Consider the following 14,300-nt stretch of genomic DNA (forward strand, 5'->3'; position numbering starts at 1 on the left):
ATTCAGTGCGATTGAAACTTGGCTGGGGGCTGGACAATGCCATACTTCAATTTTGATCTCGTCATCGGTGCGGAGTTCAAATACCAGGGCGGTATGATCCTCGAGAATACGGAAAACGCGATCGATAAAGCTGAAAGCCTCGCGAGCGAGCTTCGTATCGTTCGTCCCGAGCTGTGTTCCACAGGATGCGCCGTGCGCGTCACCGACGGTGACAGTAACGAGCTCTACCGAACTCCGGTCGAGCTCGCCGGCCGCGGATGAAATCGTTCCGTCGCGCACGATGCGCGCGTTGAGCGCACGCGGCCGAATTAGTCTATAGCTCACGGCAAGGGCGCTAGTTGCGTTGGCAGCGATTTCTTGCCCACGGGGCAGCCCGTTGATCCCTTGGGCGGCTGAATCCGAGCTGAAGATTCCTCGAAATGGCTCGGATCAGATGCCCTCGGATCAGATGCCGACGACTCAGTCGCACGCATAAACTCGGCTACGACGGTATTCGATGACCATTCGACGTAACTAACAACGGCGAACGCAAGTGCGAGCAAGATGAGAAGCTCGACCACCACCGTGGCAGCCATTCCCCGCCAACTGATGTGGCTGTTGAACAAGGGCATCGCACCCTCCCGAAACCGGGTTTGCGAGGGCGTTAAATCAACTCGCGATTTCCAGATGTGAACCGCCTCACATATCACGCTCACTTGATGCCGCGACGGAACGACGGACGTCTTTTTGCGTGGGTCCGTCGCGCCATGCGTATGATTGGGGGAAGAGAAAGGTCAGGAGGTACCGGTAATAATACGGGCCGCTTGTGCGGTAGAACACCAACAGAAAAACAACAGTGGTGCTTAAATGAGCGGGTCGCTCAGAAAATGCGATTCCATTTTCCTATGAGTGTGGCCTGATTGGTTGCCGGAGAATTCGTGTGATTCGCGTTTGGTGACAGTCCAGAATGGAGGCTGCCATGAAAGCGTTCGGTCGCGTACTGACGGCATTCGGTCTTCTTGTCTTGTTTTCCTTTCAGGCTGACGCGCACGATCCGTCGATGCCCAACCACGAATGGTTCAACAAGCAGGAAATGAACGCCGCCGCTCGGAAGCGTCTCGGTGTTCCCTGGAAATCCTGCTGCGACAACGGCGACGTCTTCAAGACCCGCTTCAGGGTTGGCGAAGATCGCTCGGACCAGTGGCAGTACCTGAAAGACGGCGAGTGGAAAACCATCCCGCCCGACATCATAAAAGAAGAAGACACGCCTGATCGCGTCCCCGTGCTGTTCATTAACCGGCACACGGGAATCGAGCTTTGCTTCTTCCTACCGCGAGGAGGTCTTTGAACCCGCAGCGTGGAGGCTAATCCTACTGCGTCATGCCCCTTACGGTGCGGAGCGCGTCTCGAACCATGAGGCCGCAGGCGGGCCTGCATCCTTCGAGACGCCGCGGAGCCTGTCATCGGGCGCGCGTTTGCGCGACCCGTTGGCGGCTCCTCAGGATGAGGATTTGAATGGGTGTGACGCAGTAGAACTATCGGCGAGAGTTGATGTCCGCCGCCGAATACCGGCGCACGGGCGGACACACCGGTAGCTTGGTGTGCGCATCAAAGGACTTTCTCTTGTCCCTTGATTTGGATCAACGCGATTTCGCGGACGCGATCTCTGTTGCGCGATGCCTGGGGGCCATCTACCTAGGAGATCGCCGATGATCAAAATAGTAGTGGTTGGAGCAACTGCACTCTTCCTTACGGCATCGCCGATTGCCCACGCGCAAACTCCCTCTCCCGCGACTCCGGAACGGCTGAATATAGCCGACCGGAATTCGCTGACGGACTTGCGCATTGAACTGGTGAAGGCCGCGTTGCAGCTCACACCTGACCAGGAAAAATTATGGCCGCCTGTCGAGAGCGCCATTCGTGCCAGGGCGGAGGACCGGAAAGCCCGCGTTGCAAAAGTCTCGGAAACGGTGGGCAGACGGGTCGACCAGAACTCCATCGAGGTCATGCGCAATCGTGATCCCATCGCGTTCATGCAACGACGCTCGGAAGCTTTGGCTCAACGATCAGCCGATTTGGACAAGCTCGCCGAAGCGTGGCAGCCACTCTACAAGACGTTTAGCCCCGAACAGCGGCGGCACATGGCGGCCCTCGCGCTCTTTGTACTCCACGATATGAGCGAGGCCGTAGAACGGCGCCGTGCACAGCCCGACGAAGAGGACTGAAGCAAGGCAAGTCGAATAATGAGCTGCCGCATCGTGCGCGGAGCATATGCGGTTGACTGATTTCAAGCCTGGGCAAAGTCGGCTTTGGGTCAAGGGCCGACTTCCCCAGGCTTTTCTGTCTGCTTCTGCCTACGAAGGCGGAAGCCAGTGCGTAGGGCGCCTTAGTTCTGTTGGTGCAGAAGTCAGCAACCGGCCGTGCGGCTTTGTCCCGTTCGTTGACAAATATCCGGCGGGCGCAAAAATCGATTTTTCTCGAATAATCTATTTTCCATAACGACTTCAACGTGATTTGCCCCGTCCAGCCGTCGCATCAAAAATATTCCGCTTCGCCGCAGACCCAAATCACGCTTACAAATCCGGCCATCCCGTCCCGACAAGAGGGGCGTTGGCCATCGTCACGAACGTGGGGCGGGATGCGGTGGACGCGGCAGCGTCGGCGCGAGAGGCTGTTCGCGGGGCGGCTTTGGCCGTGAGCGGACACGGCGCGCAGGACGTACGGCGCTGAAGCGTACGGCAAAACCGTGTGGTCCTGACACCCGTGGCTGGTGCCAAGCTGCCGGTGGCGAGTTTGATCCGACCGGATCGATTGGCCATCAAGCCGGCAGCGATGGAGGCAAGAGGAATTCGTCTCCAGGGAGAGCTCGGCATAAGCCGTCAAACCATCGCGCAGGGAATGCCGGAGTGCCTCGGCTGTACCTGTATGCTCGTGTGCGTTTTCCTTTGCGCTATTTGCACACGAGACCGCGGGTGCAGCAAGCACCCGGCATTCCCTGCGCCCTCTTCTCTTTGGGCGAATGAATTTGCAAAGCTCGGGCTTAGCGCCGCGAGAATGCGGAGCTGTATTCAATGGTTGCCACGTCATTGCGAGCCAACCGGGCGCGCATTCGCGCGACCCGTTGGCTCGCAATGACGGTCTCCAAGCTCAGGTACAATTCGCAACAAATGCTCCTGCAAACGAGTTGCGATAGCGCCTGCAACCCCTGCCTTTCATGTTAAGTGCCCCCCTGCTAAACCGCCGGCCATGACCAGTCGCCCTACCCTCAAGACCAATGTCGCGGCGATCTCGATCTTCGCCAGCGCCGGCATGGCGGCGGCGAAATTTGCGGTCGGCATCGCGATCGGCTCGCTGGCGCTGATCTCCGAGGCGCTGCACTCCTCCGTCGACGTGATCGCGACCGTCATCACCTGGCTGGTGGTGCGGGTGTCCGACCAGCCGGCCGACGCGGAGCATCACTACGGCCATGGCAAGTTCGAGAGCCTGTCGGCGCTGTTTGTCATCGCGCTGCTCTATGTGCTCGCCGGCGGCATCCTGGTCGAATCCTGGAGCCGGCTGAGCGAGGGTGCGCCGCCGCCCACCCTTTCGGCGATTCCCTTCGTCGTGCTGGTGATCGATATCGCAGTGAATTTCTGGCGCGCGCGGGCGTTGCATCGCACGGCGCGCCAGACGCGGAGCCAGGCGCTGGCGGCGGATGCCCTGCATTTTGCCTCCGACGTGCTCGGCTCGATCGCCGTCATCATCGGCCTCGTGCTGACCGGCATCGGCTTTGCCTGGGGCGACTCGGTCGCGGCGATTGCGGTCGCCGTGATGATCTCGGTCCTCGGCCTGCGGCTCGGACGCTCCACCATCGAAACCCTGCTCGACCGCGCGCCGGAGGGCGCTTCGGAAAAGGCGACCGCCGCGATCCGCGCGGTACCGGGCGTGGTCGGCGTCGAACGCGTGCGCGTGCGTATGGTCGGGCCGACGCATTTCATCGACGCCATCGCCAAGGTGCCGCGCACCTATCCGATCGACCGCGTCGAGGCGATCAAGAAGTCCGCGCAGGCGGCCGTCAGCAAGGCGCTCGGCGACGCCGACCTCACCTTCACCGCGGTGCCGGTCGCGCGCGACAATGAGAGCGTGCGCGAGCGCGTCATGGTGATCGCCCGCAATTCCGGCCTCGCCGTCCACCATGTCACCGTGCACGATCTCGGCGAGAAGCTGATCGTCAGCCTCGACCTCGAAGTCGACGGCGACATGGAACTTTTGGCCGCGCACGACATCGCCCACGACCTCGAGCACAGCATCCGCGAAGATTTTGGCGAGGACGTCGAGGTCGATACCCACATCGAGCCGCTCGAGCCGGAGCTGCCGCACGGCACCGACGCCGCGCCCGGGCGCGTCGAAGAGATCAAGGCCGCGCTGATGCGCTTTGCCGGCAACGGCGCGATCCACGACATTCACAATGTGCGTGTGCGCGACACCGACGCCGGCGAAATCGTTAACTTCCATTGCCGCGCCGCGCGGTCGATGAGCGTCATCAAAGTGCACGAGAACGTCGACGAGATCGAGCGCGCGCTGCGCCGCGCGTTCCCGTCGATCAAGCGCGTGATCAGCCATGCCGAGCCGCCGCGCGCGTAGCTTTGCGGACCCGTTCCCGTTTCGGACTCGCCTCGGCGATGCCTTAATTTGCGTTGGACAAGATTTATTTCGAATTAACGAATCGTTGACTCTCGACAGCCCCAAAAAAGTGGATTCAAATCGTTCTGATTCGGAAGCTGTGTGGCGCGCTTCCGGTCAGTGTGCAAAAAGGCTTTCGGCGGGGGTCTACGGCATGGCGCGAGCGCACGCGGCGAACGCGTACGTTCAATCCGATTCGATCAAAGGATTGGCGCAATCGATCGCGAAACCTGCCTATCACCGGCTGCTCACCGCCGAGCCGGCGCTTCGTCGCGCCGTGCCGACGCTCATCATCGCCTTCCTCATCACCATCTGCCTCGGCGCCTTCGTTCAGGTGATCGACCAGAGCCGGCAGAAGCGCGCTGCGATGAAGCGCGACCTCTCTGCGCTCACCGATCTGCTCGCCGAGCGCCTCGACCGTGTTGCCGCGGTTCGGCAGGACCGCGCCCTCAATATCGAGCGGCTGCAGAGCCTGCTGCCCGACCTGATCCCGGCCTGGGGCGTTGCCTCTGGCCGCCATGTCATCATCACCGGCGCCGATCACCGGATCATGGCCCGCGTCCCGGTCGAGGGCGCCCTCGGCGGCAGCGACCGCGTCCTCGACGTCATCAGCACGGCACAACTGCTCGCCACGCCCGGCCAGCAGGGCGTCATCAACGACATGACGCTGCCGAACGGCAATGGCGCCATGGCGATTTCGAAGCTGATCAAATCGCTGCCGGGCCAGGTCATCGTCATCCAGGAAAAGAACGAGCCGCTGTGGGGTTCGGATGCCGCGCTGTCGGTAACGCTGTCGGCCACCACTGGCTTCGTCGTGCTGATCCTCGGCTTCGCCTTCCACTGGCAGTCGACCCGCGCCCGCGAGGGCGATCTCATCAACGATGCAGTGCGCGGCCGGATCGACACCGCGCTCAATCGCGGCCGCTGCGGCCTGTGGGACTGGGATCTCTCGCGCGGCCGGATCTTCTGGTCGGCATCGATGTTCACGATGCTCGGCCTCGATTCCCGCAACGATCTTCTCACCTTCGGCGAAGTCAACGCGCTGGTGAAGTCCGACGACATCGACCTGTTCGAGATTGCCGACCAGATGATCGCCGGCAAGCTCGACCACATCGACCAGTCGTTCCGCATGCAGCATACCGGCGGCCACTGGATCTGGCTGCGGGTGCGCTGCGAGCTCAGCCAGACCTTGGCCGACGGCGGGCTGCATTTGATCGGCATCGCGGTCGACATCACCGAGCAGAAGAGCCTCGCCGAAAAGACCGTGGAAGCCGATCTGCGGCTGCGCGACGCGATCGAGACCATCCCGGAAGCCTTCGTGCTGTGGGACGCGGAAGACCGCCTGGTGCTCTGCAACTCGCACTTCCAGCGCCTGCACAAATTGCCCGATACGGCGGTGACCCCCGGCACGTCGTATGAGACCGTGATCGAGGTCGGCAGCATGCCGGAAGTGCGCACCAGACTGCAGGAGACCGGCGCGCAAGCGCCGGGAGCGCGCACGTTCGAGGCGCAACTCGACGATGGAAGCTGGCTGCACATCTCCGAACGCCGCACCAAGGACGGCGGCTACGTCTCGGTCGGCACCGATATCACCCGCATCAAGGAGCACGAGCAGAAGCTGATCGAGAACGACGCCCGTCTGCGCGCCAACGTCATCGATCTGAAGCGCTCGCAGGCGGAGCTTGCCGACCTCGCCGAAAAATATTCGCGGGAGAAGAACCGCGCCGAGGAAGCCAACCAGGCCAAGTCGAAATTCCTCGCCAATATGAGCCACGAGCTGCGCACGCCGCTCAACGCCATCATCGGCTTCTCCGAGATCATGGGCAGCGGCATGTTCGGCGTGCTCGGCTCGGACAAGTATCAGGAGTACTGCCACGACATCCTGACATCAGGCAAATACCTGCTCGAGGTCATCAACGACATCCTCGACATGTCGAAGATCGAGGCCGGCCGCATGAAGCTCGACATGGAGCCGCTCGACCTGTCGAAGATCCTGGCGGAGTCGCTGCGCGTGGTCTCGGGCCGCGCCGAGGACAAGAACCTGACGCTGGACGCCGATATCGAACGCACCATCTCCGTCGTGGCCGATCGCCGCGCTGTCAAGCAGATCTTCGTCAACCTGCTCTCCAATGCCGTCAAGTTCACCCCCGACGACGGCAGGGTCACGGTGCGCAGCCACGTACTGCCCAACTCGATCGTGCTGATGATCGCCGATACCGGCATCGGCATCGCGACGGCCTCGCTGCAGCGGCTGGGCAAGCCGTTCGAGCAGGTCGAGAGCCAGCTCACCAAGACCTACCAGGGCTCAGGCCTTGGCCTTGCCATCGCCCGCTCGCTGACCAGCCTGCATGGCGGAACGATGCGGCTGCGCTCGAAGCTCGGCACCGGCACCGTGGTGCGCATCGTGCTGCCGCGCGAACCCGAGCAGCCGAAGGCAAAGAACCAGGTCGCTGCCTGACCCGTCTCACGCGCCCTTCTTTGACCGACTGGTCGCAACCAGCACCAGCATGAACGAAACCGCAGTCATCAGCGTGCTAATGGCGGCGATCGTCGGGTCGATCTCGTCGCGGAGCGCGGTGAACATCCGCTTGGTCAGCGGCTGATACTGGCCGCCGGAAATGAACAGCGCGACGATGGTCTCGTCCATCGCGGAGATGAAGGCGAAGATGCCGCCTGCGATCACGCTGGGCTTGATCTGCGGCAGCGTCACCACGAAGAAGCTGCGCAGCCTGTTCATGCCGAGGCTGCGCGCCACCATCTCCTGCGTGGCATCAAAACTCTGCAGCCCCGCCGCGACCGAGATGACGACATAGGGCAGGCCGAGCATGACATTGGCGAGCACGAGGCCGGTCATGGTCGCGGCCAGGCCGATCTTGGCGTAGACGAAGAAGATGCCGACCGCGGTGATGATGATCGGCACCACCAATGGCAGCAGCAAGGTCATATGGATCAGCCGCATGATACGCCATTTCGATTGGCTGATCGCGTAGGCCGCAGCAACCCCGAGCGGCGTCGCGATGACGACGGTCAGCACGGCGACCGTCAGCGTCACGCGGGTCGCCTGCATCCAGGCCGGATTGCCGACATACTCCTGATACCAGCGCAGCGACAGCGACGGCGGCGGGAAGGTCAGGAAACGCGCGGCCGAGAACGACATCGGCGCGATGATCAGGATCGGCAGAATGAGATAGAGCAGCACCAGCGCGCAGGTCACAACCAGGGCAATGCGGAATGGGCGGGACATCGTCATTTCTGCCCCAACACGCGATCGAGCGGAATGAAGCGGCTGACGGCGAAGAAGATTACGCCGACCGCGACCAGCAGCACGACGCCGACGGCGCTGGCGGCGCCCCACTGGTCGTAGAGTTCGACATTGCGGCTGACCAGCATCGATATCATGATGGTGCGGCCGCCCCCGAGCAACTCAGGCGTGATGTAGAAACCGAGGGTGAGCACAAAGACCAGTGTGCACCCCGCGAGCACCCCGGGCAGCGACAGCGGCAGGAATATCCGCCAGAAGGTAAGCACGGGTCCGGCGCCGAGGCTGGCGCCGGCCTGCATCAGGTCGCGCGGGATCTGCTGCATGGTGGCGTAGAGCGGCAGCACCATGAACGGCAGCAGGATGTGCAGGGTCGCAACGACGGTGCCGAAGGTATTATGGACCAGCGCCAGCGGCTCGTCGATCACGCCGGTCTGGCGCAGTACCTGATTGATGACGCCGGTCCGTTGCAACAGTGCAAGCCAGGCATAGGCGCGGACCAGCACGCTGGTCCAGAACGGCAGCACCACCAGCGCCAGGATGACGATGCCCCACCGTTTTGGCGCGACGCTCGCCGCATAGGCGATCGGATAACCAAGCAGCAGCGCCAGCACCGTCACCAGCAGGCTGATTTGAAACGTCAGGGCAAAGCTGCGCCAGTAGATGTCCTCGCTCCAGATCCGGCGGTAGTTCTCGAGCGTAAAACCGTTGTGATAGACCGATTGCCAGGCGAGCCAGCCGACCGGCAGCACGACCAATAGCAGGATCACGAGCAGCGCCGGCAGCGCCAGCGCCAGCATCAGGCGCTGTTCGCGGCGTTGGTGGAGTACCGAGAGGTCCTGCACGGGGCTGCTCATTGTGATTCCTGCGATGGCGCGGGCGCGCTGACGAGCTCCACGCCGGGTTGCTGGCGAAACTACTTCTGCATGAAGCCGACCCAGCGTTTCTCCGCGGCTTCGCCGGCCGGCGACGACCACCACGCGTAGGACATCAGCGCCTGCTTAGCCGCGTTCTCGGGCGCGCTCGGCAGTTGCGCGACACGCTCCGGCTTGATGACGCCGGTATCGAAAGCCTTCGGGTTGGCCGGACCGTAGTCGATATGCAGCGGCAGGTTGGCCTGGTGGACAGGATCCACCGCCTCGTTGAGGAAGCGGACCGCGGTCGCGAGGTTGGGCGCATCCTTGAGGATGCAGAGCGAGGTGCTCTGCAGGACGCCCTGATTGTAGGTGAAAGCGACCTTGGCGCCTTCTTTGGTCAGCGCGCTGACGCGGCCGTTCCAGGCCATCACCATGTCGACTTCCCCGTCATTGAGGAGCTGCGCCGATTGCGCGCCCGAAGTCCACCACACCGTGATGCTGGGCTTGATCTCCTCGAGCTTCTTGAAGGCACGGTCGACGTCCAGCGGATAGAGCTTGTCGGGCGCGACACCGTCGGCCATCAGCGCCGCCTCGAGCGTCGCGATCGGGTGATTGCGCAATGCGCGGCGGCCCGGGAATTTCTTCACGTCCCAGAAATCGGCCCAGCTATTGGGCGCTGCGCCTGCTGCAAACTTCTTCTGACTGTAGGCCAGCACGCTCGAATAGAATTCGTAGGCCACCGAGTAAGGGGAACGATAGGCCTCGGGCATCGCGGCGGCGTTCGGCAATCTCGAGAAATCCAGCTTCTCAAGCAGGCCCTGCTCGCCGCCGCGCAGGCAATAGCCGGTCGGCACGTCGACTACGTCCCAGGTCGGCTTGCCGCTGGCGACCTGCGATTTGATCGCGGGCCAGGCGTCGGGGATGCTGTCCTGGTTGATGGTGATGCCAAGCTTCTTGGCTGATGGATCCAGGATCGCGACGGTTTGCGCCTTCTGGTAGGCGCCGCCCTGGGAGACGAAGGTGATCTGGTCCGCATTGGCCGGAAGCGCCGACAGCGTCGCGAAGGTGCCAAAGCAAACACCAAGGGAAACACCGAGCAGTACGCGTCGGCAGCAAGATGCAATCATCATGTTCAACCCCTCTTGTTATGACCGGGCGTTGGAATTCCTAACGCCCAATCGCGTCCAGAAACTGGTACCAGCCGGCCACCGCGCGGACGGCCGGCTCGCGGAACGGATAGAATGGAATGGTCTTGAGACGACCAGCATCGAGCAGGCCGAGATCGACCTTCTCCCCTTGCACGAGGGCTGCGAGGTAGCGGCCCATCAGGCTCGACATCGCGACGCCGGCGCCGTTATAGCCGACTGAATAGAGGGTGCGATCATCGAGACGGCCGACATGTGGCACGGAATCGAGCGTCATCGCGACAAGTCCCGACCATTTGAACGCGAGCGGAGTATCCGCAAGCTCCGGGAAGATGCCGACCATTGCCTTGCGCAGCGCATCGAAGGCGCTTTCGGAATCCTGCTTGCCGAAGGCGCCACGTCCGCCGAAGATGACGCGGTCGTCAACCTTGCGGAACCAGCGCATCATGCGCTTGGTCTCGGTGTAAGTGCGCCCCGTCGGCATCAGGCTGCCGACGAGATTCGGCGACAATTTTTCGGTGGCGATGAGAGCGCTGCGGAACGGCACCAGCGTCCGCTGCACGCGCGCGGTGGCCGACGTCAAATCGGAATAGCTGTTGGTGGCGATGATCGCCTGGCGCGCCCGCACGACACCGGCAGGCGTTTCAGCCACGACACCGTCGCCGTCGCGACGGAGCGCGAGCACCGGGCTCTCCTGAAACACCGGCACGCCGCGTTGCGCCACGCGCCTGGCGAGGCCACTCAGATAGTTCAGCGGATGGATCCCGCCGGAACCCGGATTGAGCACCCCGCCAACAAAGACCCGCGATCCCGTCTCTTCGCGCACCTGATCGGCATCGAGGATACGAACCTCGGTGTCGCCCATCTCCCGCTTCATCCATTCGGCTTCGTCGATCGCAGCCCTCAGCGTCGCCTGATTGTGTGCGGCCTTGACCTGTCCGCTGCGCGTCAGCCGCGCACTCTCGATGCCGAATTCGGACACCAGTTCCTCGACCATGTCGACCGACTCATGCGCGATCTCGTACATGCGCCTGGCCATGGCGCGGCCATGGGCGGCGTCGATGTCGCGGAACGAGAGCCGGAATTTGGCGGTGATGACGCCGCCATTGCGGCCACTTGCGCCCCAGCCGGGATGATTGGCTTCGAGTACGACCGGCGCAAGACCGCTCTTCGCGATGTGATGCGCGGCCGACAGCCCGGTATAGCCCGCGCCGATGATGACGACATCGGCCTTTACCCCGCCGGCAAGCTTCGGAAAGGCAGGCAACAGCTCCGCTGTATCCGCCCAGAGCGAGGCGACCGGTGCCATTGGTGTCCAGACCTCTGCCATGTCAGCTGCCCTGCCCGTCTCAGCTTCCAACCGCGGCGTCGGCGAACGCCTTCATCGTGGCGAAATGGAAATCGGGCTTTGTGAGCTCCGGCACCTCCGGCGTGCCGCCAAAACCTTTCATGCCCTGGCGCCGCTCGATCCAGCAGACCTTGTAGCCAAGCTTGCGCGCGATACCGATGTCGTGATGCTGGCTCTGCGCCACGTGCAGGATTTCGGACTGCTTGTAGCCGAACGCCGATTGCCGACCCTTGTTGTAGGCGAAGAATTCCGGATTGGGTTTCGCAACGCCGGTGTCGTCGGCGCAGATGGTATCGTGGAAGGGATTGTCGAGCGCGTGGGCATAGCATGACAGCGCGACGCGATCCGCATTGGTCATGGCGACCAACCGGAACTTGGTGCGCAAGCGCTTCAGCGCTTCGACCGAATCCGAAAATGGCTGCCAGCGCAGCACTGCGAGCTGGAAGGCATCGCAGGCGGTATCGTCGGCCGGCAGCCCCAGTTCCTTGGCGAGATAGCGGTAGACATGAAACATCACTTCGCTCGACCGCTCCGGATGAGCGTCGCGGCCGCGCTTGTAAGACGCGAAGATCTGATCGTCGCTGAGCTCGGCCGCCTTTCGGCCGGAGATCCGACGCACGGCATCGAGCACGCCGGCTTCGAAATCGATCAAGGTGCCGACGACGTCGAAGGTGAGAACCTTGAAGCTATCATAGGACATTTTCATCTCTTGTTTGGTTGGTCTGGTATTGCACTCGGGTTTGATGATCGGCACTCATTCCCGCGCCTTCTCTTGTGCTTTGGGCACGACGATGGTGTCTTCGGGATGAAGGGTAACGGTGAGTTCGCCGCCGACGGGAGGTAACAGGCGCGAGGCCTGGTAATGGCTGGGCTGGCGCAGGCTCAAGCTGGTGCCGTCGGCCAGTTGCAGGAACACGCGCAGGCTTTCGCCCTGATAGACGATGTCGGTGACCTTGCCGGCGAGGCAGTTCAGCACCGCGTCCGCGGTCCCATTCGCAATCAGGAGTTTCTCGCTGTGCACCGCGAGCATCAGCGCCTCGCCGTCCGGAATTGCGCGCGCGCTTTTCAAGACCGTCGACCCGAGCGCCACGCTGCCGGCGTCGACGCGCCGAACCGGCAGCAAGCTCGCCTCGCCGATGAAGCTCGCCACGAAGGAGTCGGCGGGATGATCGTGCAGCCGTTCCGGGCGATCGATCTGGACCAGCCGCCCATCCTTGAGGATCGCAACACGGTCACTCATTGTCAGCGCCTCGCGCTGGTCGTGGGTGACGTAGATGATGGTGGCGCCGATCCGCTTGTGCAATTCGCGGAGTTCGATCTGCATCGCCTCCCGCAACTGCTTGTCGAGCGCCGACAGCGGTTCGTCCATCAGGATCAGGCGCGGTTCGAAGATCATGGCGCGCGCCAGCGCCACGCGCTGGCGCTGGCCGCCCGAGAGTTGGGCAATGCCGCGCGACTCGTAGCCCGATAGCCCGACCATCCCGAGCGCGGCGCGCACCCTCGCCGTCCAATCCGCCTTTGGAATCCGCCGCGCGCGCAGCGGAAAGGCGACGTTCTCGCCGACGCTCATGTGCGGGAACAGCGCGTAGTTCTGGAACACCACGCCGATGTTGCGCTTGTGCGGCGGCAGGAACGTCACGTCGCGGTCGCCGAAATGGATCGAGCCCGACGAGGGCTGAATGAAGCCGCCGAGGATGCCGAGCAGCGTGGTCTTGCCGGATCCGGACGGCCCAAGCAGGGACACGAATTCGCGCGGCGCGACGTTCAGGGTGACGTTGTCCAGTGCCCGGACCGCGTCATAGTTCTTGCTCGCGGCCCTGATGTCGACGCTCTCTCCGCCCTGGTCCAATGATCGACCCCGTTGCGTTGCCGAGGGCGCGCACCGATGCGCGCCATCGACGTCACCTGCGATGACGCAAGCGACGGTTGAAACCGGCATGATCTCGTCTTATAGACCGGGCACTTCAGGGCAGCTCCCGAGGCCGTCCCTGCTACGCCGGATTTTCAATCCCACCCGTCCTGGCAGGCTATCGGGCAAGCCAATCAGAGTTGGCCGGCAGGGGCAATTGCCAAATTCTCACCGTCGGCATAACATCAGGTTATGCCTGACCTCCGGCGGAAGCTGCCCTCGAGCCACGCGCTGTTCGTCTTTGACGCGGCGGCGCGCAACGGCAGCTTCACGGCGGCCGCCGCCGAACTGAACGTCACCCAGCCCGCGGTAAGCCGGATGCTCGGACAGTTCGAGGATTATCTCGGCGTTCGTCTGTTCGACCGAACAAATGGCCGCGCGGCCCTGACGGAAGAAGGCGAGATCCTCTATCGCCACGTATCGGATGGATTCCGCAGCATCGAAGGCGGCCTGATCGAGATCGACCGCCGCCGCAAGGGCACCGAGACGGTCACGCTCTCGGTCTCTTCGGCGTTCACCACCCATTGGCTGATGCCCCGCATCGACAAGCTGCAGCGCCAGTTTCCGACCGTCGATCTCCGCTTCCAGCTTATTTCCGGTCCGCTGCGCGGGCCCGTCGACAATGTCGATCTCGGCATGCGGTTTCGCGATCGATACGATCCCGAGCGAAACGGTTCGCTGGTGATGAAGGAAGTCATGCTGCCGATCTGCAGCCCGGCCTATCGCGACGCTGATAGCGCGGACGGGCCGATCGAGGCCAACACCATCATCCGCCTCGCCGATACGCCGGGCGACTGGGCGGCAGAATATCCGGTCTTTCTCACCAGGCGATCAGGCCCCGCCAAGTCGCTAAGTTTTTCCGACTATGCGGTGGTGGTGCAGGCGGCGTTGCTTGGGCAAGGCATTGCGCTCGGCTGGCTTACCGTCGCGGCGCACTGGCTGCTGACCGGCGCGTTGGTGCCGGCCTCGGAAACGCTGACCACGACACGGCGGCTTTGCGAACTCGTGCACCCGCACGATCGATCGATCCGGCCGGTGGTCGGTGAGATCCGCGACTGGATCATCGAGCAGATGCACAACGACATGGCCGCCATCGACCGCCTCTATCCGCGTTTGCGGCTGATGCCAGCGAGCTACTAGG

12 protein-coding genes are annotated in these 14,300 nt (G+C 62.9%); 6 read left to right on the forward strand and 6 right to left on the reverse strand.

The genetic code is table 11. The annotated features are described in order from the left end of the window. The first annotated feature begins 36 nt into the window (after nt 1–36). From AC0QUY_RS18945 to AC0QUY_RS18965, 5 genes are all read left to right on the forward strand, one after another. Complete coding sequence (locus AC0QUY_RS18945) at nt 37–261, forward strand: hypothetical protein (protein ID WP_161853109.1); 225 nt, start codon at nt 37–39, stop codon at nt 259–261. Nucleotides 262–958: 697 nt separating this feature from the next. Beyond that, entirely contained in the window at nt 959–1,327 is a 369-nt protein-coding gene (locus AC0QUY_RS18950; protein WP_161853108.1) for a hypothetical protein, read from the forward strand. Nucleotides 1,328–1,688: 361 nt separating this feature from the next. Further along, nucleotides 1,689–2,204 (forward strand): Spy/CpxP family protein refolding chaperone, encoded by a 516-nt coding sequence (locus tag AC0QUY_RS18955; protein WP_161853107.1) that lies wholly within the window; start codon nt 1,689–1,691, stop codon nt 2,202–2,204. Nucleotides 2,205–3,225: 1,021 nt separating this feature from the next. Next, nucleotides 3,226–4,602 (forward strand): cation diffusion facilitator family transporter, encoded by a 1,377-nt coding sequence (locus AC0QUY_RS18960; RefSeq protein ID WP_475387922.1) that lies wholly within the window; start codon nt 3,226–3,228, stop codon nt 4,600–4,602. Nucleotides 4,603–4,795: 193 nt separating this feature from the next. Then, on the forward strand, nt 4,796–7,099 hold the full coding sequence (locus AC0QUY_RS18965; RefSeq protein ID WP_475387923.1) for a sensor histidine kinase: 2,304 nt from the start codon (nt 4,796–4,798) through the stop codon (nt 7,097–7,099). A 6-nt stretch (nt 7,100–7,105) separates the two neighbouring features. Here the strand turns inward: AC0QUY_RS18965 and AC0QUY_RS18970 are convergent, their stop codons facing one another. Genes AC0QUY_RS18970 through AC0QUY_RS18995 form a run of 6 tightly spaced genes read right to left on the reverse strand, consistent with a single transcriptional unit; the run spans nt 7,106 to nt 13,099 of the window. Beyond that, nucleotides 7,106–7,891, reverse strand: coding sequence for an ABC transporter permease (locus AC0QUY_RS18970; protein WP_475387924.1), 786 nt, complete (start codon nt 7,889–7,891; stop codon nt 7,106–7,108). Continuing rightward, nucleotides 7,888–8,757 (reverse strand): ABC transporter permease, encoded by an 870-nt coding sequence (locus AC0QUY_RS18975; protein ID WP_475387925.1) that lies wholly within the window; start codon nt 8,755–8,757, stop codon nt 7,888–7,890. Before AC0QUY_RS18975 ends, AC0QUY_RS18970 begins: the two co-directional genes overlap by 4 nt. Nucleotides 8,758–8,816: 59 nt before the next feature. Further along, nucleotides 8,817–9,887: an ABC transporter substrate-binding protein gene (locus AC0QUY_RS18980; RefSeq protein WP_475387926.1), complete on the reverse strand. Its 1,071-nt coding sequence runs from the start codon at nt 9,885–9,887 to the stop codon at nt 8,817–8,819. 37 nt (nt 9,888–9,924) lie between these two features. Continuing rightward, nucleotides 9,925–11,232, reverse strand: a complete 1,308-nt coding sequence (locus AC0QUY_RS18985; protein WP_475387927.1) for an NAD(P)/FAD-dependent oxidoreductase — start codon at nt 11,230–11,232, stop codon at nt 9,925–9,927. Nucleotides 11,233–11,251: 19 nt separating this feature from the next. Then, complete coding sequence (locus AC0QUY_RS18990) at nt 11,252–11,950, reverse strand: HAD family hydrolase (protein WP_475387928.1); 699 nt, start codon at nt 11,948–11,950, stop codon at nt 11,252–11,254. A gap of 54 nt (nt 11,951–12,004) precedes the next feature. Then, entirely contained in the window at nt 12,005–13,099 is a 1,095-nt protein-coding gene (locus tag AC0QUY_RS18995; RefSeq protein ID WP_475387929.1) for an ABC transporter ATP-binding protein, read from the reverse strand. A 252-nt stretch (nt 13,100–13,351) separates the two neighbouring features. On the opposite strand from AC0QUY_RS18995, the gene AC0QUY_RS19000 reads away from it, so the two are divergent. Further along, nucleotides 13,352–14,299, forward strand: coding sequence for a LysR family transcriptional regulator (locus tag AC0QUY_RS19000; RefSeq protein WP_475387930.1), 948 nt, complete (start codon nt 13,352–13,354; stop codon nt 14,297–14,299). Nucleotide 14,300: the final 1 nt, after the last annotated feature.

It is taken from the genome of Bradyrhizobium sp. WYCCWR15520, from assembly GCF_056174665.1.

Bases quoted from the DNA above. Each gene is read 5' to 3' on its own strand.
- AC0QUY_RS18945 (WP_161853109.1), top strand. From the start codon at position 37: ATGCCATACTTCAATTTTGATCTCGTCATCGGTGCGGAGTTCAAATAC.
- AC0QUY_RS18950 (WP_161853108.1), top strand. From the start codon at position 959: ATGAAAGCGTTCGGTCGCGTACTGACGGCATTCGGTCTTCTTGTCTTG.
- AC0QUY_RS18955 (WP_161853107.1), top strand. From the start codon at position 1,689: ATGATCAAAATAGTAGTGGTTGGAGCAACTGCACTCTTCCTTACGGCA.
- AC0QUY_RS18960 (WP_475387922.1), top strand. From the start codon at position 3,226: ATGACCAGTCGCCCTACCCTCAAGACCAATGTCGCGGCGATCTCGATC.
- AC0QUY_RS18965 (WP_475387923.1), top strand. From the start codon at position 4,796: ATGGCGCGAGCGCACGCGGCGAACGCGTACGTTCAATCCGATTCGATC.
- AC0QUY_RS18970 (WP_475387924.1), bottom strand. From the start codon at position 7,891: ATGACGATGTCCCGCCCATTCCGCATTGCCCTGGTTGTGACCTGCGCG.
- AC0QUY_RS18975 (WP_475387925.1), bottom strand. From the start codon at position 8,757: ATGAGCAGCCCCGTGCAGGACCTCTCGGTACTCCACCAACGCCGCGAA.
- AC0QUY_RS18980 (WP_475387926.1), bottom strand. From the start codon at position 9,887: ATGATGATTGCATCTTGCTGCCGACGCGTACTGCTCGGTGTTTCCCTT.
- AC0QUY_RS18985 (WP_475387927.1), bottom strand. From the start codon at position 11,232: ATGGCAGAGGTCTGGACACCAATGGCACCGGTCGCCTCGCTCTGGGCG.
- AC0QUY_RS18990 (WP_475387928.1), bottom strand. From the start codon at position 11,950: ATGTCCTATGATAGCTTCAAGGTTCTCACCTTCGACGTCGTCGGCACC.
- AC0QUY_RS19000 (WP_475387930.1), top strand. From the start codon at position 13,352: ATGCCTGACCTCCGGCGGAAGCTGCCCTCGAGCCACGCGCTGTTCGTC.